A 20,579-nucleotide genomic window follows, 5' to 3' on the forward strand; every position below is an offset into this window, starting at 1 on the left:
TTATAGCACTATTTTCCAGTTAGAGTTTGTATGAATTTGAATTTTGCTTTATAATCGTAAATATATACATAAAATGCCAAATATATTATTTAATTCCATATTGATGTTATTTAATTTTGTGTTAAAATAATTTTAAGATAATACAATTAGCTAAAATTTAGGAGGTAATCATATGCAAGCCCAACTTTATAATGATGTAGTCTCTAAATGTTCTGAATTTTTTGAATATCAGAACAAAATTGATTACATATTTATAGAAATCGAACAAAAATATGGACTAAAAAAACATGAATTCTTTTTCTTAATGAAACTTAAACAAGTAGATGAAGTTCACCTTAAAGATGCAATTGAAAGAGGATATATTAAACAGAATAAATCTGCAAGAGCGATTAAGAGATTATTTGAAAAAAGATATATTCTAAAAAAACGTTTGAAAACAGATGAGAGAGCCGTCATATTAAAGTTTAACCATGAATATGACAGTGAGTTTGATGCTATTATGCATGAAGTTGCTGCTATGTTGAAAGAAGATTAGAAGAGGATAGCTGAGACTTAGTCTCAGCTATTCTTTTATAACGAGTGTTGTAATAGGTTTAAAGGTCTTATAAAATGATTAGTGTAAGCGCTTTGATTTTTAGGGGGTTGTGAATACTATGGTAAAAGATATGACAACAAAGAAGATTAGCTTTTTCTGGGCTGTAATTCCATTTCTATTTATGATTGTAAGTATGTTATATACTGTAGTCATTTTGGAATCTGCACCTCATATACCATTAATGATAGGAACAGCAATTGCTGCTATAGTTGCTTATTATCATGGTTACACATGGAAAGAAATTGAAGATATGATGTACAAAGGTATTAGACTTGCGCTACCTGCTATCGTTATTATTATTTTAGTTGGGTTAATTATTGGAGCTTGGATTGGTGGCGGAATCGTTGCAACTATGATCTATTATGGTTTGAAATTAATCACGCCTTCTTTATTTCTCGTAACGATGGTCATTATTTGTGCTATTGTTTCACTTGCAATAGGAAGTAGTTGGTCGACTATGGCAACAGTTGGAGTAGCAGGCATGGGTATTGGTTTAAGTATGGATATTCCTGCAGGTATGATTGCAGGTGCTATCATATCTGGTGCTTATTTCGGTGATAAAATGAGCCCCTTATCTGATACAACTAATTTAGCTGCTGGATTAACTGGTACTAATTTGTTTGAACATATTAAACATATGTTTTATACAACTGTGCCCGCAATCACAATTTCTTTAATCGTATTTTTTATATTAGGAAAACAGTTCACAGTCGAAGGTATCAATAAAGGTAAGATAGAAGCAATTAATAACGAAATGCTAGATAAATTTTTAATATCACCTTGGCTGTTAATTGTACCTTTAATCGTTATCATCCTAGTTGCTTTGAAGGTTCCAGCTATTCCTGCACTTGTCGTTGGAATCGTGTTAGGAACGTTATCACAAATATTTATCCAAGGTGGTAGTATTCATGATAGTGTTCAAGCACTTCAAACTGGTTATGTACTTGAATCGAAGAATGAACTTGTGAAAGAATTATTTAATAGAGGTGGTTTAGAATCAATGTTCTATACCATTTCAATGACGATTGTTGCAATGACATTTGGAGGCATTCTTGAAAATTCAGGTATGTTAAAGGCGATTATTACTCAAATTTTAAAAGTTGCAAAAGGCACTGGCGGATTGATTGCATCTGTAATTATTTCTTGTATTGGTACTAATGCATCTTGTTCTGAACAATATATTTCAATTGTTGTTCCTTCAAGAATGTATATACATACATTTATCGATAAAAGATTACATCCCAAAAATTTATCTCGAGCACTTGAAGATGGTGGGACAGTCACTTCTGTATTCTTCTTATGGAACACTTGTGGCGTGTTTATCGCACAGACGCTAAATGTTAATGTCATGGAATATGGTATATATGCTGTGTTTAATTATACTGTGCCGATTATATCTGTAATATTTGGATACATAGGCTACAAAATTATTACGATTAATGAAGAAGAATATAAACAATTTAAAGATGCCGAAGCACTATAAATAATACAAACAGTCATTTAAGTTGATTTCCGATTTGGAAACATACTTAAATGACTGTTTTCTATTTGGATAAACCATATCAGAATAAGAGACGAAAACAGTTTATATGATTTGGAAATATAGATTAAACAAATTCATTTAGTATTTTGAGCTGAAGTGATAGGGTATGAGGTAAGAAAGGTTACGGTGATTAAAATGGCAATCGTATATTATGATGGTGATTGTGGCTATTGCAATCGAGCAGTCAAGTGGCTAATAAATAGAAAAATATCACGTACATTTCAATTTGCTCAATTAGAAGGCGTGTATGGCATGAATTTAGTAGAAGTTATGCCACAGTTAAAGACAATAGATTCTATCGTAGTAGTGGATAAGGAAGATGTTTTTATTAAATCCGATGCAATCATTCATTTGTTAAGTCAGTTTAAACGATATAAATGGCTAGCTATATTGCTGAGCATAATACCAAAATTTGTTCGTGATGTTGGCTATGAATTATTTACAAAAATCAGATATAAAATACCATTTAAAGAATCATGTAGGTTACCCAGTAAATATGAACGACAATATTTTTTAGATTAGTATTGCAATCATATTATCGAAGTGATATCCTTTTGTGTAAACGGTTACACAAAAGGAAGTTGGTTCAATGGCTACTATTAAAGAAGTTGCTAAGTATGCTGGTGTTTCAGTAGCAACAGTTTCAAGAGAACTTAATAAAAGCGGATATGTTAAAGAAGAAACAAGAAAGAAGATTAAAGAGGCTATCACAGCTTTAAATTATAGCCCGAATGAAACAGCAAGAACACTGTTTAAGCGTAAATCTAAGATGATAGGATTATTATTACCTGATATTAGTAACCCTTTTTTTACAGTAGTAGCAAGAGGTGTTGAAGATGAAGCAATGGCTAAAGGATATCATATTATTTTAGGTAACGGTGATGGTAATGAAGAGAAAGAATTCGCATATTTAAATACATTTAATGTTCATAACTGTAGTGGAATCATCGCATCACAGTTATCTACTAAAGAAGCATTTGATTCGTTTGAAGCATATCATATGCCATTTGTTTTATTAGACCGAGTATACGCAAATCATGAGTTTGTGGAAACAGATCATATGAAAGGTGGTAAACTTCAAGCGGAGGCAGTTATTAAAGGCGCTGCTCAATCAGTTTTAATACTTGAACAGAATTTATTTTATAAATCCTTTAATGAAAGATTTGTAAGTGCTAAAGAAACATTAGAAGCCCATCAAATAAATTATGTAACACTTAACGAAATTAGTCTTACAGAAGAACAGCTTATTCAAACTATAAAGGAATACGAAATTGATAGTGTTATTTGTAGTAATGATGTTGGTGCTTTTAAAGTGATGAATATTTTACATAAGCATCATTATCATGTTCCAAATGATATTCAAGTTGTTGGGTATGATGATATACCATTGGCAAATCTATATACGCCGAGTTTAACAACGATACATCAACCAGCATATTTAATAGGCAAGAAAGCTTGTCAGCAGTTAATCAATCAATTAGAAGGTCATGAAAGAGAACATCATCAAATATTAGATGTCAGTTTAATAGAAAGACAATCTACAAGGAGAGCTTAATATGAGAAAAATAATTGTAATTGGAAGTATGTCGATAGATTTAGTTGTGTCATCAAGCAAGAGACCTGAGAAAGGTGAAACCATCCTAGGAGACAATTTCTTTACTACGCCAGGTGGAAAAGGTGCAAACCAAGCAGTGGCTGCAGCAAGATTAGGTGAACAAGTATATTTAGTTGGACGTATTGGAGACGATGATTTCGGAAAAGAAATCTACGAAAATCTTAAAGATAACAATGTTTTAGTAGACGGTGTGGAACCCGTTACACAAATGCCTTCAGGAACGGCACATATTACTATTGCAGATCAAGATAACAGTATTATAGTTGTTCCATCTGCAAATAATGAAGTCACTATAGAATATGTTAAGAAACATCTGGAACAACTAGATAGTGGTGATATCGTGTTGTTACAGCAAGAAATACCAAGCGAAACGGTAGCATTTGCGATTGAATATTGTGACAGAAATGGCATGATTTCTATATTGAATCCGGCACCTTATAGAGAAGTGAGTAATCAGGTTATAGAATCTGCAACATATATAACGCCAAATGAAACTGAAAGTAATGCAATGTTTAAAGGCAATATGGAAGACGCGTTGCAGGCTTATCCTAAGAAACTTATCGTTACGATGGGAGACAAAGGGGCTATTTATCACGATGGAAACCGTAAAGTAACAGTTGATGGTTATAAACGAGAAGTGAAAGACACAACAGGAGCAGGCGATACATTTAATGGTGCATTTGCGGTAGGACTACAAAAAGAATATGACATAGAAAAAGCAATCGCCTTTGCTAATTTAGCGGCAAGCCATTCAGTAACAGGTATGGGCGCACAAGGTGGAATGCCTACATTATTAGATTTAGAAGGAGAATGGCATGTATAAAACAGGAATATTAAATAGCGAGATTTCAAAAGTATTAAGTGATTTAGGTCATACCGACAAAATAGTTATAGCAGATTGTGGATTACCGATACCAAAAGGTGTTAAGAAAATAGATTTAGCACTAACTTTTGGTGTACCTAGTTTTGAAACCGTTTACAAAACAATATTAGAACACATGGCCGTTCAAAAAATCGTTATAGCAAATGAAATGAAAGAAGCAAACAATTCATTATACCAACTGATAAAAGGAACAAATATTGATACAGAAAGTGTTTCTCACGAAGAATTTAAACATTTAACATCTAGTACCGTAGCGGTAATTAGAACAGGCGAAGCCACACCGTTTGCAAATGTTATTTTAGAAAGTGATGTTTTATTTTAAAGGAGGGTTAAGATGCTACAAATGACGGGTATTCATAAAGCTTTTGGTCAAAATGAAGTGTTGAAAGGTGTAGACTTCAATTTAAAAGAAGCTTCAGTACATGCATTGATGGGGGAAAATGGTGCCGGAAAATCTACACTCATGAAGATATTAGTCGGTATTCACAAGAAAGATCAAGGGGACATAAAGTATCAAAATCAAAATATAGATTTTAAGCATACACAAATGTCAGAAGAAGCGGGACTTACATTTATACACCAAGAATTAAATATATGGCCAGAATTGACAGTGTTAGAAAATTTATTTATCGGTAAAGAAATTAGAAATAAATTTGGCATATTGAATGAAAAACAAATGAAGAAAGAAGCCAGAAGTGTATTAGAGAAGTTGAACTTTAATATTTCATTAAGAAAAGTTGCTGGCCATTGTTCAATTGGAGAACAACAAATGATAGAAATTGCAAAAGCATTAATGACAGATGCTAAAGTCATCATCATGGATGAGCCAACAGCCGCACTTACAGATAAAGAAATTAAACAATTATTTAAACTTATAAAAACATTACAAAATGAAGGCGTTTCTTTCGTCTATATATCTCATAGAATGGCAGAAATATTTGAAATATCAGATCAAATTACAGTCATGAGAGATGGTAAAACGGTGTTATACAAAGATACGCATGATACAAACTATGATGAAATAGTTAAATCAATGGTAGGTAGAGCGTTAACTGAACAATTCCCTGAAAGAACGGTAACACCAGGTGATGTCCTTATGAAGGTTAATGCTTTGAATAATGACAATCATCAAATGTCTAATATTTCATTTGAGTTGAAAAAGGGTGAAATATTAGGATTTAGTGGATTAATGGGCGCTGGCCGAACTGAAATCATGAGAAGTTTGTTCGGTATTGACAAAGGTCATAAAGATATCGAAATAAATGGAAAGAAAGTTAATATTAAAACACCTGAAGATGCAATGAAGCATAGTCTAGGACTTATAACAGAAAACAGAAAAGATGAAGGACTCATATTAGATTTTACGATTGAAGATAATATGGTATTACCTTCACTTGCAAGTTTTACAAAAAATGGATTCGTAAATGAAAAATCTACTCGATTATTTACTGAACAAATGAGTAACAGATTGAACATAAAAACGAAGAGAAAAGCTTTAGTTTCATCCTTATCGGGAGGCAATCAACAAAAAGTCGTGCTAGCAAAATGGATAGGTACTGGTGCTCAAATTTTAATATTAGATGAGCCAACTCGTGGTATAGATGTTGGCGCTAAAAGAGAGATTTATCAATTGATGAATGAGTTAACTGAACGGGGTGTTTCAATTATTATGATTTCATCAGAATTACCTGAAGTAATTGGTATGAGTGATCGCATATTAGTTGTCCATGAAGGGAAAATTACAGGTCAAGTTGAAGGAAGTCAGATTAGTGAAGAAAATATAATGACATTAGCTACAGGAGGCAAATTACATGCAACAAATATCAACTAAAAATTCAATGTTTGAAAAAATTATTCCCTTTATAGGGCTTATATTGCTCGTCGTTGTAATTAGTATCATGAATTCCGCATTTCTAGATTTATCAAATTTACTTAATTTATTAAGACAAGTTTCTATTAATGGTTTAATAGCCTTTGGTATGACTTTTGTTATTTTAACTGGTGGAATCGACTTATCAGTTGGCTCAATATTGGCGTTATCAAGTGCATTTACTGCCATATTAATTACGAGTGGTTTGGATCCAATACTAGCTCTTATTATTGGGGTATTAGCAGGATTCTTATTAGGTGTATTTAATGGTATTTTGGTAACGTTTGGTAGTATGGCTCCATTTATTGCGACATTGGCAACAATGACGATATTTAGAGGATTAACATTAGTTGTAACGGATGGTAACCCAATTACTAATTTAGGCGATAGTTATATGTTCCAATTATTTGGTAAAGGCTATTTCTTCGGTGTACCAGTTCCAGCAGTAACAATGATCATCGTATTTATAATCTTAATGATTATATTACAAAAGACCACTTTCGGTAGACATACATATGCGATAGGTGGTAATGAAATCGCATCAAAAATTTCAGGTATAAAAGTCAATAAAGTGAAAATATTAATTTATGGCATTTCAGGTTTAATGTCAGCATTAGCAGGCGCAATATTAACATCTCGATTAAATTCAGCACAACCAACAGCTGGTACTTCTTATGAACTCGATGCAATCGCAGCTGTAGTATTAGGTGGTACGTCATTAACAGGAGGAAAAGGCCGAATCGTCGGAACTTTAATTGGTGTATTAATAATCGGTGTGTTAAATAACGGTTTAAATTTATTAGGTGTTTCATCATTCTATCAACAAGTTGTCAAAGGTGTTGTGATCTTAATCGCAGTACTTATAGATAGAAAAAAATAATTTTAAAGAATAGGAGAAGAAGATGAGAAAATTATTAATATTTGTATTAGCAATGGTATTCGTATTATCAGCTTGTTCATTAGAATCACCCTTAAAAAAAGACAACCAAGGAAAAACAACTAAGAAGAAATCAGAAGTTACAATTGGTGTAAGTGTCTCAACTTTAAATAATCCATTTTTCGTATCAATTAAAGAAGGTATCGAGAAAGAAGCGAAAAAACAAGGAATGAAAGTAAAAGTTGTAGATGCTAGAGATGACTCAGCTAAGCAATCAAATGATATAGAAGATTTAGTACAGCAACAAGTTGATTACTTAATTGTGAATCCGACAGATTCAAGTGCTATTTCAAGTTCAGTACAATCAGCTAATAATGAAGGCATACCAGTTATTACGCTAGACCGATCAGTTGATAAAGGAGATGTTGCAACATTTATAGCATCTGATAATATCGAAGGTGGTAAGATGGGTGGTTATTTCATCTTAGATAAATTAGGTAAGGATACTAAAGTAGCAGAATTAGAAGGTGTACCTGGAGCAAGTGCAACAAGAGAACGTGGTAAAGGGTTCCATAAGGTCGCAGATAAATCATTAAATGTAATTGCGAAACAAAGTGCGAAATTTGATAGAGCTGAAGGTCTGAACGTAACTCAAAATATATTACAAGCACATCCAGATGTTAAAGCGATATTCTCACATAACGACGAAATGGCATTAGGTGCTATTGAAGCAGTAGGGGATAAAGATATTATTGTAGTCGGATTTGATGGCAATGATGATGCGATGAAATCGATTAAGAGTGGTAAGTTAGATGCTACTGTAGCACAGCAACCAGATAAAATGGGTAAAGCTTCAGTTGAATCAATTATCAAATTAATGGACGGGAAAAAATTAAATAAAGAAATTAAAATTCCATTAAAACTCGAAAAAGCAAAATAAATTTCAAAACTAAAACGAGAAAATCACGATAAAAAGTGATTTTCTCGTTTTTGATTAGGAAGTTAATTCTACTCGTTCACGTGATTTCAATTATCAAAACCTTATTTAGAATTATTATAAATAAATGATGAAATACAATTGACAGATTAGAATGATTATAATATAATAATTAATGTAAACAAAAGATACAGAAAATAATCCATATCGAGGAGTGTCATATATGAATAACAATAAAGAAGTCGTAGAAGTATTGAACAAACAAGTAGCAGAGTGGACAGTATTATACACTAAGTTACACAATTATCACTGGTATGTTAAAGGACCAAACTTTTTCTCATTACATGAAAAATTTGAAGAACTTTACAATGAAGCAAGTGTATATATTGATGATTTAGCAGAACGTATTTTAGCAATTGGTGGTAACCCAATAGCGACGTTGAAAGAATCATTAGAATGGTCTGTTATAGAAGAAGCTGAGAAGAATTTAACAGCAAATCAAATGGTAGAACAATTATCTAAAGATTTTACAACTGTAATTGGTCAACTAGAAGAAGGTATTCAATTGGCTGAAAAAGAAAATGATGACATGACTGGTGATATGTTATTATCAATGGTTACAAGCCTTGAAAAACATAACTGGATGTTAAAATCTTTCTTAGGATAAGAATCAATTAAAGTAAATAATATACAAAGCCCCGTATGAAAATCAACCGACTTTCATACGGGGCTTTTAATTGTTTCAATAAGATTATTCAGCTATTTCTAAAGCGATTTCCATCATTTGCGTGAAAGAGTTTTGTCTTTCTTCTGCTGTAGTTGCTTCATCTCTTAATAAGTGATCACTAACTGTAAAGATACCAAGTGCTTTTTTACCAGCAGCGGCAGCATTTACATAAAGACCAGCTGATTCCATTTCTACACCTAATACACCTAATCTTGCCCATTTACTTGTAACTTCAGTGTCGGCATTATAGAAAATATCACTTGAGAAAATATTACCTACATGTGTTGTTGCGCCAATTTCGTCTGCTTTATTTTTAGCATCTGCTACTAATTGGAAGTCTGCGATTGGTGCGAAGTAACCTGGTACATTAAATTGATCAACGTATTTTGAGTTTGTTGATGCACCTTGTGCAATAATAATATCGTATAAGTTGATGTTTTCTTGCATTGCACCACATGAACCAATACGAATAATTGTTTCAACGTCAAAAAAATTATATAGTTCATAAGAATAAATACCGATAGAAGCGATACCCATACCTGAACCCATGACAGATACTTCTTTACCTTTATATGTACCTGTGTAACCTAACATGTTTCTTACTTCGTTAAATTGAACTACATCTTCTAAGAAATTTTCTGCTATAAATTTAGCACGTAATGGATCCCCTGGCATTAGTACTGTTTTAGCAATTTTTGCACCATTTGGTTGAATATGTGCTGTTCCTTGTGTCATAACTATCTTCTCCTTTAAAAATAAAAAGTTTTTCAATTTAAAGATAACATTTGTTTCAATTTTTTGCTAATTTTTGTACGATAAAGATGAAAGAAAGTGGTGAAAATGGATGGACTTACAAAAAAATAAAGAAAGCATCAAAATTGCAAAACTTTATTATCAAGAAAATTTGAGTCAAGAGATGATTGCAAATAAACTTGAAATTTCGAGACCAACTGTTTCGAGATTATTAAATCACGCAAAAGAACATGGGTTTGTTTCAGTTAAGATAGAGGATCCATATGAAGATGCAGACAGTTTAGCCCAATTATTAAAAGCGAAGTATGATTTGAAAGATTGTATAGTTGTACATACGACAAACAATGATTATTTAAACATACAGAGTTCAATTGGTAAAAAGACAGCAGAATTTTTAAATAGCAATGTCAAAAATGGAGATAATATTGGTATAAGTTGGGGGAAAACAATGTACCAAGTGTCTCGATTTTTAGAACCAACACATTTAGAAGATGTTGGTGTCATACAACTTAAAGGTGGCATTAGCTTTTCAGATGTAGATACACGAAGTCATCAAATACTAGAACGGTTTGCTAAAGCGTATCATGCGACACCTAGAGATTTACCTCTACCTGTTATATTTGATGTTAAAGAAGTTAAACAAATGGTGGAAAAAGACCGCCACATTAAATCAATATTAGAACAAGGTCGGAAAGTAGATATAGCTATCTTTACAGTAGGGACAGTGAGAGATTCGGCACTTCTTTTTAAATTAGGTTTTTTAAATGATGAAGAGAAAGATAGATTGAAAAATTCAGCCGTTGGAGATATTTGTTCTAGGTTTTATAATGAGCAAGGCGAAGTAGCTGATGTTGCAATCAATAATCGAACAATAGGCATAGAATTAGAATCTTTAAAAGAAATAGAGAATACCATTTTAGTTGCGGGTGGAGACCATAAGATAAAGGCAATTAAAGGTGCACTAGAAGGAAAATTAAGCAATATTCTTATTACAGATCAATATACTGCACAAGCATTAATCGACTGATGAACAAAATTTCTGTTATCGTTTTACAATTGTTCAAATGTCATTTATAATATAATTAACATAAAAATATTAGGAGGTCACATTATGTCATTAGCAAAATATATCGACCACACGGCATTAAAGCCAGATACTACAATTGAACAAATTAATACTTTATTATCGGAAGCAAAGGAATATGGTTTCAAATCAGTTTGTATTAACCCTACACATGTTGCACATGCTCATGAAGTACTTAAAGATTCAGATGTACTCGTATGTACAGTAATTGGATTCCCATTAGGTGCGACAACGAGTGATGTGAAAGCTTTTGAAACAGAAGATGCAATTAAAAATGGTGCTGACGAAGTTGATATGGTAATTAATATCGGCGCATTAAAAGACGGTAAAGATGACCTAGTAAAGCAAGATATTGAAAGAGTTGTAGCAGCAGCAAATGGCGTTACGACGAAAGTGATTATTGAGACATGTTTATTAACGGATGATGAAAAAGTAAGAGCATGCGAATTAGCAGTAGCAGCAGGAGCTGACTTTGTTAAAACTTCAACTGGATTCTCATCAGGTGGTGCAACAGCTGAAGATATTAATTTAATGAGAAAAACAGTAGGACCAGACATTGGTGTGAAAGCATCAGGTGGTATTCGTTCTTATGAAGATGTTAAAACTATGATAGATAATGGTGCAACACGTATTGGTGCATCAGCAGGTGTTCAAATATTAAAAGGTGAAACTTCGAATTCAGATTATTAATAGATAAAGGTACAGGTGTACCTTTATTATTTGAAGATTAAGGTAAGCGTATACATTACAAAACTGGAGGGTTAACAAGATGAGAATGGTAGACATAATTGCAAAGAAAAGAGACGGGAAAGAATTAACTAAAGAAGAGATTGAATTTTTCATTAAGGGATATACAAATGGAGATATTCCTGATTATCAAGCATCGAGTTTTGCTATGGCAACTTATTTTCAAGATATGACTGATAATGAGAGAGCGTATTTAACGATGGCAATGGTTGAGTCAGGTGACCAAATTGATTTATCTAACATTGAAGGAATCAAAGTAGATAAGCATTCAACTGGTGGTGTTGGAGATACAACGACACTTGTATTAGCACCTCTAGTTGCTGCACTTGATGTGCCAGTAGCAAAGATGAGTGGACGTGGTTTAGGTCACACTGGTGGTACAATTGATAAATTAGAAGCGGTTAATGGTTTCCATGTAGAAATTACAGAAGATGAATTCATTAATTTAGTTAATAAAGACAAAGTTGCAGTTATTGGTCAAACGGGTAATTTAACGCCTGCAGATAAAAAATTATATGGCTTAAGAGATGTAACGGGAACAGTAAACTCTATACCATTAATTGCATCATCAATTATGAGTAAGAAAATCGCAGCCGGTGCAGATGCAATTGTTCTTGATGTTAAGACTGGTGCAGGTGCATTTATGAAAACGATAGAAGATTCAGAATTACTTGCTCATGCAATGGTTAAGATTGGGAATAATGTAGGCAGAAATACAATGGCGATTATTTCAGATATGAGTCAACCATTAGGAAGAGCGATTGGTAATGGTTTAGAAGTTAAAGAAGCAATTGAAACTTTAAAAGGTGAAGGACCTGAAGATTTAAATGAGCTAGTTCTTACTTTAGGATCACAAATGGTTGTTCTAGCTAAGAAAGCAAATACGTTAGAAGAAGCACGTGAGAAATTACAAGAAGTCATCAAAAATGGTAAAGCATTAGAGAAATTTAGAGTATTCCTTGAAAATCAAGGCGGAGATGGATCTGTTGTGGATGACGTAACGAAATTACCTCAAGCTAAATATACGTTTGAAGTAGAGGCACAAGAGTCTGGATATGTATCAAACATTGTAGCTGATGAAATTGGTGTTGCTTCGATGCTTCTTGGTGCAGGTAGAGCAACTAAGGATGATATAATTGACTTAGCAGTAGGATTAGTTTTAAATAAAAAAGTTGGAGATAAAGTTGAAAAAGGCGAATCACTTGTAACGATTTATGCAAATCAAGAAGATGTGAAAAATGTTAAAGACAAAATATTAAAGAATATCACAGTTTCAGATAAACAAGTGGTGCCGACTTTAATCCATAAAGTGATTACAGACTAGGAGTGAGTCAAATGACAAACCGTTTTAAACGTGTTCATTTAATTGTGATGGATTCAGTAGGTATAGGAGAAGGTCCAGATGCGAAAGATTTCGGTGACGAAGGATCACATACTTTAAAGCATACTTTAGAAGGTTTTAAAGAAACTTTACCAAATCTTGAAAAGCTAGGATTAGGTAATATTGAAGCTTTACCTGTAGTAAACAAAGTAGAGAAACCAGAAGCATTTTATACTAAGTTAAGTGAATCTTCTGTTGGTAAAGATACAATGACTGGTCACTGGGAAATTATGGGTTTGAATATTGATAAACCGTTTAAAGTTTATCCAGATGGCTTTCCTGAAGAACTCGTTAAAGAAATTGAGTCTCTTACTGGTAGAAAAGTAGTCGCAAATAAACCAGCATCAGGCACTGCCATTATAGATGAATATGGTAAACACCAAATGGAAACTGGCGATTTAATAGTTTATACATCAGCTGATCCAGTATTACAAATTGCAGCACATGAAGACATTATACCTTTAGAAGAGTTATATGATATTTGTGAAAAAGTTAGAGAACTGACTAAAGATCCAAAATATTTAATTGGTAGAATAATTGCACGCCCTTATGTAGGTGAGCCAGGTAACTTCACAAGAACATCAAACAGACATGACTATGCTTTAAAACCATTTGGTACGACTGTTATGAACACATTGAAAGATGCTGATTACGATGTAATTGCAATCGGTAAAATCAATGATATTTATGATGGTGAAGGTGTAACGAAAGCAATTAGAACAAAAGATAACATGGACGGTATGGACAAACTAATAGATGTAGTTAATAGTGACTTTACTGGAATGAGTTTCTTAAATCTAGTTGATTTTGATGCATTATATGGTCATAGAAGAGACAAACCAGGTTATGCAAATGCGATTAAAGAATTTGATAATCGATTAGAAGAATTAAGATCATCATTAAAAGAAGATGATTTAGTCATTATTACAGCAGATCATGGCAATGACCCTACAGCACCAGGAACAGATCACACACGTGAATACGTACCATTATTAATGTTTAGTCCAAGTATTGATGAATATAAAGAACTTTCAGGTGACACAACATTTAGTTCAATTGGAGCAACAATAGCTGATAACTTCAAAGTTGAATTGCCGAAATTTGGTAAGAGTTATTTAAGTGAAATGGGTGTAGAATAGTGAAGTTGTTTAGAATATTATTTGGAAGTGTGTTTATATTTGCAGGAGTCATGCATTTCATCAGAAGACAAGGCTTCCAAGCAATCGTTCCAAATTACTTACCTTTCAAAAAATTAATTGTCTGGGTTTCTGGTATTATAGAAATGATATTTGGAATCATAATATTAATTAAAAAACCAAGTAATATGACGAAACGATTATTACGTTGGTTCCTTATTGCAGTATTTCCTGCTAACGTCTATATGGCAAGAAATAATATTCCATTAAACGGTAAGACATTACCAAAATGGGCTTTATGGGGAAGGTTACCGTTACAATTTGTAATGATGAGATTGGTAAGAAAACTTTAGTTTTACTATCAAATATAATAGATAACCGAATGATGATTGATAAGAACACTTATTATTTAGTGATTTCTTACTCATACAAAACAAGAGCCTGCAACATGTAACGTGTTGTAGGCTCTTGTTTTGTATTTCTATTTAAAGATAACATCCCATGTCTCTTTTTTTGATAAGAATTCAGTAGCTAACTGCTTAGCACCTTCGAGAGAATGACTAGCTGCCCAACCACATTGCACTTCGTTACAAGCAGGTACTTCAATTGCTTGCTCTACATCTTTCAATGTAGCTTCTAAAATACTTAATACATCATTGTAATCGTCATGATTGATAAATGATGCATAAAAACCAGTCTGACAACCCATTGGACTTACATCTACCACTTTGTCTGTATGGTTACGGATATTTTCTGCCATTAAATGTTCGAGTGAATGTAATGCTGGCATTTCCATATGCTCTTTATTTGGTTGTTTAAAACGGATATCATATTTATGAATAACATCCCCATGTTGTCCTTCTTTTATCCCTGCAAGTCTTACAAAAGGTGCATCTACTTTTGTATGATCCAAGTTAAAGCTTTCTACGTTCATTTTTGTCATGAAGAGTCCTCCTTTGAATTTGAGGACCATTATATCAAGTAAATTTTGAAAAAACAATCAATTCAGATTTCAATTACTTTCATTCTATGGTACTTTATAAGATAATATAATAAAATATTCTGAAATCGTGGTGAGAATATGGATAGTGTACAAGTAGTCCCATACAATAGTATTTGGCAGCATCTTTTTCTTGAAGAGAAAAAATATTTGCAGTCATTGTTGAAAGAACATAGTGTTAACATTGAGCACATCGGCTCAACCGCAATACCAGGGTTATCTGCTAAACCAATCATTGATATATTAATGGTCGTTAAAGATAGTGAAACGATTGATGAGTTTACTGAAGAATTATCAGCTCTTGGTTATGAGAATGAGGGTGAACGTGGCGTTATAGGTAATCGGTATTTCAAAAAATATAATCAGTTTGGCGAAGTCTCTCACCATCTACATATATATGATGAAGGTAGTCCTCATATTACAAGACTTATTTCATTCAGAGAATACTTAAGGAATTTTAATGGAGAGAGAGAACGATATAGCCAACTTAAACATCATTTAGCTTTAGATTTTCCTGCAAATAGCAATGAATATTATCAAGGTAAAGATAGTATGATTAAAGAATTTGAGAAGAAAGCTAACAAATGGTATATGAATACTAAGGATATCGCGACAAATCATTGACATGGCGAAGTAGCAAAGTTAAAATGAATATCAATTTCATACGAATTATCAAGAGTGACTGAGGGAATGGCCCAATGAAGTCCAGCAACCTCCCATAAAGGAAAGGTGCCAATTCCTACAGTTTTTATACTGGAAGATAAAATTAATCGTTGGCGCATTTCTTATAGGGAAATGCGCTTTTATATTGGAAAGGTGAATGTTATATGAGCACTTTATCACAAAATATTATAAATTATATAGAACAGAATAAGCATCTATACTTATCAATGAGTCATCAAATACATGAACGTCCTGAATTAGGAAATGAAGAAATATTCGCCTCTAGATTGTTAAGTGATCAATTGAAAAGTCATCATTTTAAAATCGAAAAAAATATTGCAAATCACCCAACTGGCTTTATTGCGACATACGATTCTCAAAAAGAGGGGCCTACAATCGCCTTTCTTGCAGAATATGATGCATTGCCAGGTTTAGGACATGCGTGTGGTCACAATATTATAGGTACATCAAGTGTATTAGCAGGTATTAGCTTGTCTAAAGTTGTTGATCAAGTAGGTGGTAAAGTTATTGTACTAGGATGTCCAGCTGAAGAAGGCGGCATCAATGGAAGTGCTAAGGCAAGTTATGTTAAAGCAGGTATTATAGATAATATAGACGTTGCACTCATGGTGCATCCAGGACACGAAACGTATGTTACTGTACCATCATTAGCAGTAGACGTATTCGATGTTAAATTCTACGGTAGAAGTGCACATGCTTCTGAAAATGCATTTGAAGCGATTAACGCTTTAGATGCGATGTTATCATTCTTTAACGGTGTTAGTATGTTGAGACAGCAAATTAAGAAAACGGATAAAGTGCATGGTGTAATCTTAAATGGAGGTAGTGCGGCTAATATTATTCCTGATTTTACACATGCTAGGTTTTATACACGTGCAACTTCACGTAAAGAACTTGACGTACTGACAAATCGGGTCCGTGATATTGCTAAAGGTTCTGCGACTCAAACTGGATGTACGTATGAATTAAAGCCTATTCAAAATGGGGTAAATGAATTTGTTATTAATAAGCCACTTGATGCGCTTTTTAAAAAACATGCAGAAGAAATAGGTGAAGATGTTATTGAAGATGATTTTGGTTATGGATCAACTGATACTGGTAATGTAAGTCATATAGTTCCAACGATTCATCCACATATAAAAATCGGCTCTTCTGATTTAGTTGGACATACTAAAGAATTTTGCCAAGCAGCAGCGAGTAAAACTGGAGATAAAGCATTGATAAGCGGTGCAAAAATATTAGCATCAATGGGGTTAGAATTTATAGAGAATACAGCCCTTAGAAATGAAATTATTGAGCATCATCAAATTTTAAGGGAGAACTTATTATGATTGAAACATACAAGAAACCTTTGCGCGTAACACTGAACAATTTATATGAGAACAATGTTGTGTATGATTCACGACCATCTTATGAAGACAATCCTTGGCTGAAAGCTGAAGAAGATCAGTCGAATTTCTTAACTGCTAGAGAAATGATTATTAGTAAAATGCCGATGATTGTACATGAAGCGTGTTTAACAGAAAAAGTTAAGAACCTATTGAATATAGTGGGCGAAGAAATACCGGAAAATTTATATACCTTTAAAGATAAAGCAACATATGAATCATTAATTCAAAATATTACTCAAAATGATAAAAAAATATTCTTTCAATATATTCATGGTGAACATTTATGTAACGATTCAAAGTATGCAATTTACAAACCGAAATTTATCGATTTGAATAATAAAACCAAAATATCACAATGGACTGGTGGAAAGTATTTACCAAAACGTGAAATCGTAGAGATAACAGATTACGAAGAAAGAATTAAATCATGGACACTACCATTAGTCATAAAACCCGGAGATGATTTACCAACTGCAGGTGGGTATGGCGTTATGATTTGTTATAATGACAAAGATTTACAACAAGCGCACAATCGAATTAAAGAAGCTCAAGGTACTAAACAAGTTATTATCGAGCAATTTATAGAAGAAGAAGCAAACTATTGTGTACAATACGCATATAGCAAGCAAACTGGCATTCAATATCTTGGGGCAGTTAAGCAACTTACGGATAAGTATGGATTTTATAACGGTAATATAAATGCTAAAGATGTACCACAAAGTGTAATTGATGCAGGATATGAAATTATGCAAAATGGAGTGAATTATGGTTACCAAGGTGTTTCTGGTTTTGACTTATTAGTCGATAAACATGGAGAAGTGTTTGCTATCGATTTGAATTTTAGACAAAATGGATCGACGAGTATGTTACTATTGAAGGACAGATTAAAAGAAGGGTTTCATAAATTTTTGAGTTATCATTCAAAGGACGATAATACACATTTTTATCAAACAATAGAAACATATATTAAAAATGGGAGTTTATATCCATTATCGTATTATGATGGCGATTGGTACGGAAAAGACAAAGTAAAGTCTAGATTTTCAGGTATTTGGCATGCAGAAACAAAAGAAGAAGCACTCAAATTAGAAGAAGCATTCCTTAAAGAATTAGGTAATATTTAATTGGTCTAAACAAATTTTTGAATTCACGAGAAATTTTCATTGACTTATAGCTTCAAGATATACTATATTTTATTGGAATTAAATATAAAGAAAAGGGTGGTATACGGTGGCTATCCAAGATATGTCGATGTTTAAAACGATATTAGCTAAGGAAAAATTTTACGTTATATTATATGAAAAAAGAATGTTAAGAGATGAACAAAAAGATATACGTCTTATTTGGTCAGCAAAAGAATATGCAGAAGCATATTTGAAAGCAACGGGAATCACACAATATGAAAAGATATTAGAATTAGATATTGATCGATTTGTTACGTATGAGATGGATGATATTCTTGATAAAGGAGATAAGTTCATCGTAGATCGATATGAAGGTAAGCAAGGTATCGAATTAGATGCATATGATTTTATTGAAGAAATTATGTCTGAATTAGATGACATTCGTATTGATGAATTTGCTGAAGATATTTGCAACGAAGAATATGTATATGGTTTAACGGTGAAGGGACAGAAGCAATTTATTCTTGTATCTGAAGAAGATGATAGTTTACCAAACATGATGACTGTTTGGAGTACAAGAAAATTAGCTGAAAAAGTACATCGTGATGATTTCGAGGAATATGATATTATTGAAATTGAAACTGAAGTCTTTGAAGAATGGTTAGAAGATTTAAAACAAGAAGATATCGCGTTAGGGATTAATTTGAAGTCAGGCATGTTAGGAACTGTAACGGATCCTAAAGCAGTATTGCTAGCTATGCCGTGTTAATAATATATTATAAAAAAGACATTTGCTAGATGGCAAATGTCTTTTTTTGTTGTAAAAATTAATTGCAAAAATTTAAATTAAATAAATTGAAGTATCGTTGCGAAAGCGTTTTCGAGGTTGTATATTAAAAGTAACACTGCGCGGTGTAAAGCAAACATCGAATGATAAAGAATTAACGATTGAAGTTGAACTTGAAATTTGGAAAAAACGTCATTATAAGGATAAGTTTAATGACAATATGGATGCTAATTTCTTTGCACGTCTTAATGATGATATGATGCAACAAGCAGCTATGAGCGACAAGAATGAAAAGGTTGAACAACCTACAGGGTCATATTTTGAACATAATTCACACTATAAAGGTAAACTAAGATTCATTTTCCCTAAAGATATGGATTTCAAAAATGGCGTGGAGATCGCATATTTAGATATCGATGGCCATCATTTCAAAGAGCTCATACTTCCTGTTAAATTGAAGTCATAATCATGCATTGATATTTTTTTATTGAATATTATGTTTTTTATAATTGTTGACGTTGGTAATTTAGTTTGGTAAGTTGGCAATAACTACTGAAGTAGTGACTACATCCCAACGTAGTAGAAATTTTCCTGAAAATTAAGGTAGAGACGTAAGTCATCTGGCTTTTTTTATGAAATAACCCTTAAGAGAAGAATGTTTTCTCTTAAGGGTTATTTCGGTTTTTACAACTATTTTTCATTTATATAGAGGTCATCTATGATCTTTTATCACTTTTATTAAATTTAAATTACGTTAACTCCGAAAAGAGGAAGTATATTATAGGCTTGATATTCTGATACTGTCGTTCCTTTTAAATCTGTAGGTTGAATCACGAAGTGTTCTATCTTATTTGTAGATAAATCTACGTTGTTTAGTGATGTTTCAACTACTTCGAGAGACCCCAATGTACATCGTACAATTTCGAGATTTTTTTGCGTGCAAAATGAAATATAAGTTTCATCCATTTGATTATCTTTGTATATAACATGATCAAGATGACAGTTCAAAAACTGACTCATTTTCAGTTGGCAATTTTCGAATTGGACATGTTTAATCTTTAAATCTGTAAATGTTGCACCAATCATACGACAATCTACAAAGTGTACTCTATTTAAAGATGCATTTTCATAAATGCAGTTCGACAAGTCACAATTTTTAAATATGACATCCAAAGTATGAATTTTAGAAAAATCTAGCGATTCGAAAGTACATTGATTGAAATAAATCGTATCTAATTGACTCGTTTCTTCATCTAATTGAATATATGCTTTATCAAAATACAAATCATACGAAGATTGATAAAGTGTTATATTTTTCTCTTCTTCATATTCAAATTCATTGTTTAGTTTCGGTTGTATAATCTTCATAATATTTCTCCTTCACGATTTCAATTAAAAATACAAATAATTATTGATATTATACTATAAAAAATTCTATATGATAA

General features: G+C 32.5%; 23 protein-coding genes and 1 riboswitch. Of the genes, 20 read left to right on the forward strand and 3 right to left on the reverse strand.

Features of this window, described 5'->3' with window-relative positions:
* Positions 1-172 precede the first annotated feature (172 nt).
* From CD111_RS08960 to CD111_RS09005, 10 genes are all read left to right on the forward strand, one after another.
* Positions 173-535, forward strand: a complete 363-nt coding sequence (locus tag CD111_RS08960) for a transcriptional regulator, SarA/Rot family (RefSeq protein WP_095086518.1) — start codon at positions 173-175, stop codon at positions 533-535.
* Between the two features lie 118 nt (positions 536-653).
* The gene (gene nhaC, locus CD111_RS08965) at positions 654-2,078 is read left to right on the forward strand and encodes a Na+/H+ antiporter NhaC (protein ID WP_095086521.1); all 1,425 of its coding nucleotides are present in this window, start codon (positions 654-656) and stop codon (positions 2,076-2,078) included.
* Between the two features lie 195 nt (positions 2,079-2,273).
* Entirely contained in the window at positions 2,274-2,660 is a 387-nt protein-coding gene (locus CD111_RS08970) for a thiol-disulfide oxidoreductase DCC family protein (RefSeq protein ID WP_095086523.1), read from the forward strand.
* A gap of 67 nt (positions 2,661-2,727) precedes the next feature.
* Entirely contained in the window at positions 2,728-3,693 is a 966-nt protein-coding gene (locus CD111_RS08975) for a LacI family DNA-binding transcriptional regulator (protein WP_095086526.1), read from the forward strand.
* 1 nt (position 3,694) lies between these two features.
* Positions 3,695-4,576 (forward strand): ribokinase, encoded by an 882-nt coding sequence (rbsK, locus tag CD111_RS08980; RefSeq protein ID WP_095086529.1) that lies wholly within the window; start codon positions 3,695-3,697, stop codon positions 4,574-4,576.
* A complete protein-coding gene (gene rbsD / locus CD111_RS08985) occupies positions 4,569-4,958 on the forward strand; it encodes a D-ribose pyranase (RefSeq protein ID WP_095086531.1) in 390 nt (129 codons plus the stop codon). Before rbsK ends, rbsD begins: the two co-directional genes overlap by 8 nt.
* Before the next feature lie 12 nt (positions 4,959-4,970).
* Entirely contained in the window at positions 4,971-6,467 is a 1,497-nt protein-coding gene (locus tag CD111_RS08990; RefSeq protein WP_095086534.1) for a sugar ABC transporter ATP-binding protein, read from the forward strand.
* Positions 6,448-7,386 (forward strand): ABC transporter permease, encoded by a 939-nt coding sequence (locus CD111_RS08995; RefSeq protein WP_095086538.1) that lies wholly within the window; start codon positions 6,448-6,450, stop codon positions 7,384-7,386. The genes CD111_RS08990 and CD111_RS08995 overlap by 20 nt, the downstream gene beginning before the upstream one ends.
* Positions 7,387-7,408: 22 nt before the next feature.
* Entirely contained in the window at positions 7,409-8,323 is a 915-nt protein-coding gene (locus CD111_RS09000; RefSeq protein ID WP_095086541.1) for a D-ribose ABC transporter substrate-binding protein, read from the forward strand.
* 220 nt (positions 8,324-8,543) lie between these two features.
* Positions 8,544-8,987 (forward strand): Dps family protein, encoded by a 444-nt coding sequence (locus CD111_RS09005; RefSeq protein ID WP_095086544.1) that lies wholly within the window; start codon positions 8,544-8,546, stop codon positions 8,985-8,987.
* Between the two features lie 84 nt (positions 8,988-9,071).
* Here the strand turns inward: CD111_RS09005 and deoD are convergent, their stop codons facing one another.
* Positions 9,072-9,782 (reverse strand): purine-nucleoside phosphorylase, encoded by a 711-nt coding sequence (gene deoD, locus CD111_RS09010; RefSeq protein ID WP_095086547.1) that lies wholly within the window; start codon positions 9,780-9,782, stop codon positions 9,072-9,074.
* 109 nt (positions 9,783-9,891) lie between these two features.
* On the opposite strand from deoD, the gene CD111_RS09015 reads away from it, so the two are divergent.
* From CD111_RS09015 to CD111_RS09035, 5 genes are all read left to right on the forward strand, one after another.
* Positions 9,892-10,827, forward strand: a complete 936-nt coding sequence (locus CD111_RS09015) for a sugar-binding transcriptional regulator (protein WP_095086550.1) — start codon at positions 9,892-9,894, stop codon at positions 10,825-10,827.
* A gap of 84 nt (positions 10,828-10,911) precedes the next feature.
* Positions 10,912-11,574, forward strand: a complete 663-nt coding sequence (deoC, locus tag CD111_RS09020; protein ID WP_095086553.1) for a deoxyribose-phosphate aldolase — start codon at positions 10,912-10,914, stop codon at positions 11,572-11,574.
* 79 nt (positions 11,575-11,653) lie between these two features.
* Entirely contained in the window at positions 11,654-12,955 is a 1,302-nt protein-coding gene (locus tag CD111_RS09025; RefSeq protein ID WP_095086556.1) for a pyrimidine-nucleoside phosphorylase, read from the forward strand.
* Positions 12,956-12,966: 11 nt separating this feature from the next.
* A complete protein-coding gene (gene deoB / locus CD111_RS09030) occupies positions 12,967-14,151 on the forward strand; it encodes a phosphopentomutase (protein ID WP_095086560.1) in 1,185 nt (394 codons plus the stop codon).
* Positions 14,151-14,501 (forward strand): DoxX family protein, encoded by a 351-nt coding sequence (locus CD111_RS09035; protein WP_142380946.1) that lies wholly within the window; start codon positions 14,151-14,153, stop codon positions 14,499-14,501. The genes deoB and CD111_RS09035 overlap by 1 nt, the downstream gene beginning before the upstream one ends.
* Positions 14,502-14,629: 128 nt before the next feature.
* On the opposite strand, the gene CD111_RS09040 is transcribed toward CD111_RS09035, so the two are convergent.
* Positions 14,630-15,091, reverse strand: coding sequence for an S-ribosylhomocysteine lyase (locus CD111_RS09040; protein WP_095086563.1), 462 nt, complete (start codon positions 15,089-15,091; stop codon positions 14,630-14,632).
* 138 nt (positions 15,092-15,229) lie between these two features.
* Here CD111_RS09040 and CD111_RS09045 point away from each other — a divergent pair, with 138 nt between their 5' ends.
* From CD111_RS09045 to CD111_RS09065, 5 genes are all read left to right on the forward strand, one after another.
* Entirely contained in the window at positions 15,230-15,772 is a 543-nt protein-coding gene (locus CD111_RS09045; RefSeq protein WP_095086565.1) for a GrpB family protein, read from the forward strand.
* Between the two features lie 42 nt (positions 15,773-15,814).
* Positions 15,815-15,915, forward strand: a riboswitch (SAM riboswitch).
* Positions 15,916-15,975: 60 nt separating this feature from the next.
* Positions 15,976-17,163 carry a M20 family metallopeptidase gene (locus tag CD111_RS09050; protein ID WP_095086568.1) on the forward strand — a complete coding sequence of 396 codons (1,188 nt, stop codon included), beginning with the start codon at positions 15,976-15,978 and terminating at the stop codon, positions 17,161-17,163.
* Positions 17,160-18,347 (forward strand): L-aspartate--L-methionine ligase LdmS, encoded by a 1,188-nt coding sequence (gene ldmS / locus CD111_RS09055; RefSeq protein WP_095086571.1) that lies wholly within the window; start codon positions 17,160-17,162, stop codon positions 18,345-18,347. The genes CD111_RS09050 and ldmS overlap by 4 nt, the downstream gene beginning before the upstream one ends.
* Before the next feature lie 106 nt (positions 18,348-18,453).
* Positions 18,454-19,116 (forward strand): DUF2750 domain-containing protein, encoded by a 663-nt coding sequence (locus CD111_RS09060; RefSeq protein ID WP_095086574.1) that lies wholly within the window; start codon positions 18,454-18,456, stop codon positions 19,114-19,116.
* Between the two features lie 97 nt (positions 19,117-19,213).
* Positions 19,214-19,600 carry a hypothetical protein gene (locus tag CD111_RS09065; protein ID WP_095086576.1) on the forward strand — a complete coding sequence of 129 codons (387 nt, stop codon included), beginning with the start codon at positions 19,214-19,216 and terminating at the stop codon, positions 19,598-19,600.
* A 278-nt stretch (positions 19,601-19,878) separates the two neighbouring features.
* Here CD111_RS09065 and CD111_RS09070 read toward each other — a convergent pair whose 3' ends face one another.
* Positions 19,879-20,502, reverse strand: coding sequence for a pentapeptide repeat-containing protein (locus tag CD111_RS09070; protein WP_095086579.1), 624 nt, complete (start codon positions 20,500-20,502; stop codon positions 19,879-19,881).
* Between the last annotated feature and the right edge of the window lie 77 nt (positions 20,503-20,579).

Origin of the sequence: Mammaliicoccus stepanovicii, assembly GCF_002902525.1 — a bacterium.
Classification (GTDB): Bacteria; Bacillota; Bacilli; order Staphylococcales; family Staphylococcaceae; genus Mammaliicoccus; species Mammaliicoccus stepanovicii.

Coding starts and splice junctions, on each gene's coding strand:
- rbsK (WP_095086529.1), top strand. CDS start 3,695: ATGAGAAAAATAATTGTAATTGGAAGTATGTCGATAGATTTAGTTGTG.
- CD111_RS09050 (WP_095086568.1), top strand. CDS start 15,976: ATGAGCACTTTATCACAAAATATTATAAATTATATAGAACAGAATAAG.
- deoB (WP_095086560.1), top strand. CDS start 12,967: ATGACAAACCGTTTTAAACGTGTTCATTTAATTGTGATGGATTCAGTA.
- CD111_RS09040 (WP_095086563.1), bottom strand. CDS start 15,091: ATGACAAAAATGAACGTAGAAAGCTTTAACTTGGATCATACAAAAGTA.
- CD111_RS09000 (WP_095086541.1), top strand. CDS start 7,409: ATGAGAAAATTATTAATATTTGTATTAGCAATGGTATTCGTATTATCA.
- nhaC (WP_095086521.1), top strand. CDS start 654: ATGGTAAAAGATATGACAACAAAGAAGATTAGCTTTTTCTGGGCTGTA.
- CD111_RS08990 (WP_095086534.1), top strand. CDS start 4,971: ATGCTACAAATGACGGGTATTCATAAAGCTTTTGGTCAAAATGAAGTG.
- CD111_RS09005 (WP_095086544.1), top strand. CDS start 8,544: ATGAATAACAATAAAGAAGTCGTAGAAGTATTGAACAAACAAGTAGCA.
- CD111_RS08970 (WP_095086523.1), top strand. CDS start 2,274: ATGGCAATCGTATATTATGATGGTGATTGTGGCTATTGCAATCGAGCA.
- deoC (WP_095086553.1), top strand. CDS start 10,912: ATGTCATTAGCAAAATATATCGACCACACGGCATTAAAGCCAGATACT.
- CD111_RS08960 (WP_095086518.1), top strand. CDS start 173: ATGCAAGCCCAACTTTATAATGATGTAGTCTCTAAATGTTCTGAATTT.
- ldmS (WP_095086571.1), top strand. CDS start 17,160: ATGATTGAAACATACAAGAAACCTTTGCGCGTAACACTGAACAATTTA.
- deoD (WP_095086547.1), bottom strand. CDS start 9,782: ATGACACAAGGAACAGCACATATTCAACCAAATGGTGCAAAAATTGCT.
- CD111_RS09025 (WP_095086556.1), top strand. CDS start 11,654: ATGAGAATGGTAGACATAATTGCAAAGAAAAGAGACGGGAAAGAATTA.
- rbsD (WP_095086531.1), top strand. CDS start 4,569: ATGTATAAAACAGGAATATTAAATAGCGAGATTTCAAAAGTATTAAGT.
- CD111_RS09045 (WP_095086565.1), top strand. CDS start 15,230: ATGGATAGTGTACAAGTAGTCCCATACAATAGTATTTGGCAGCATCTT.
- CD111_RS08995 (WP_095086538.1), top strand. CDS start 6,448: ATGCAACAAATATCAACTAAAAATTCAATGTTTGAAAAAATTATTCCC.
- CD111_RS09070 (WP_095086579.1), bottom strand. CDS start 20,502: ATGAAGATTATACAACCGAAACTAAACAATGAATTTGAATATGAAGAA.
- CD111_RS09015 (WP_095086550.1), top strand. CDS start 9,892: ATGGACTTACAAAAAAATAAAGAAAGCATCAAAATTGCAAAACTTTAT.
- CD111_RS08975 (WP_095086526.1), top strand. CDS start 2,728: ATGGCTACTATTAAAGAAGTTGCTAAGTATGCTGGTGTTTCAGTAGCA.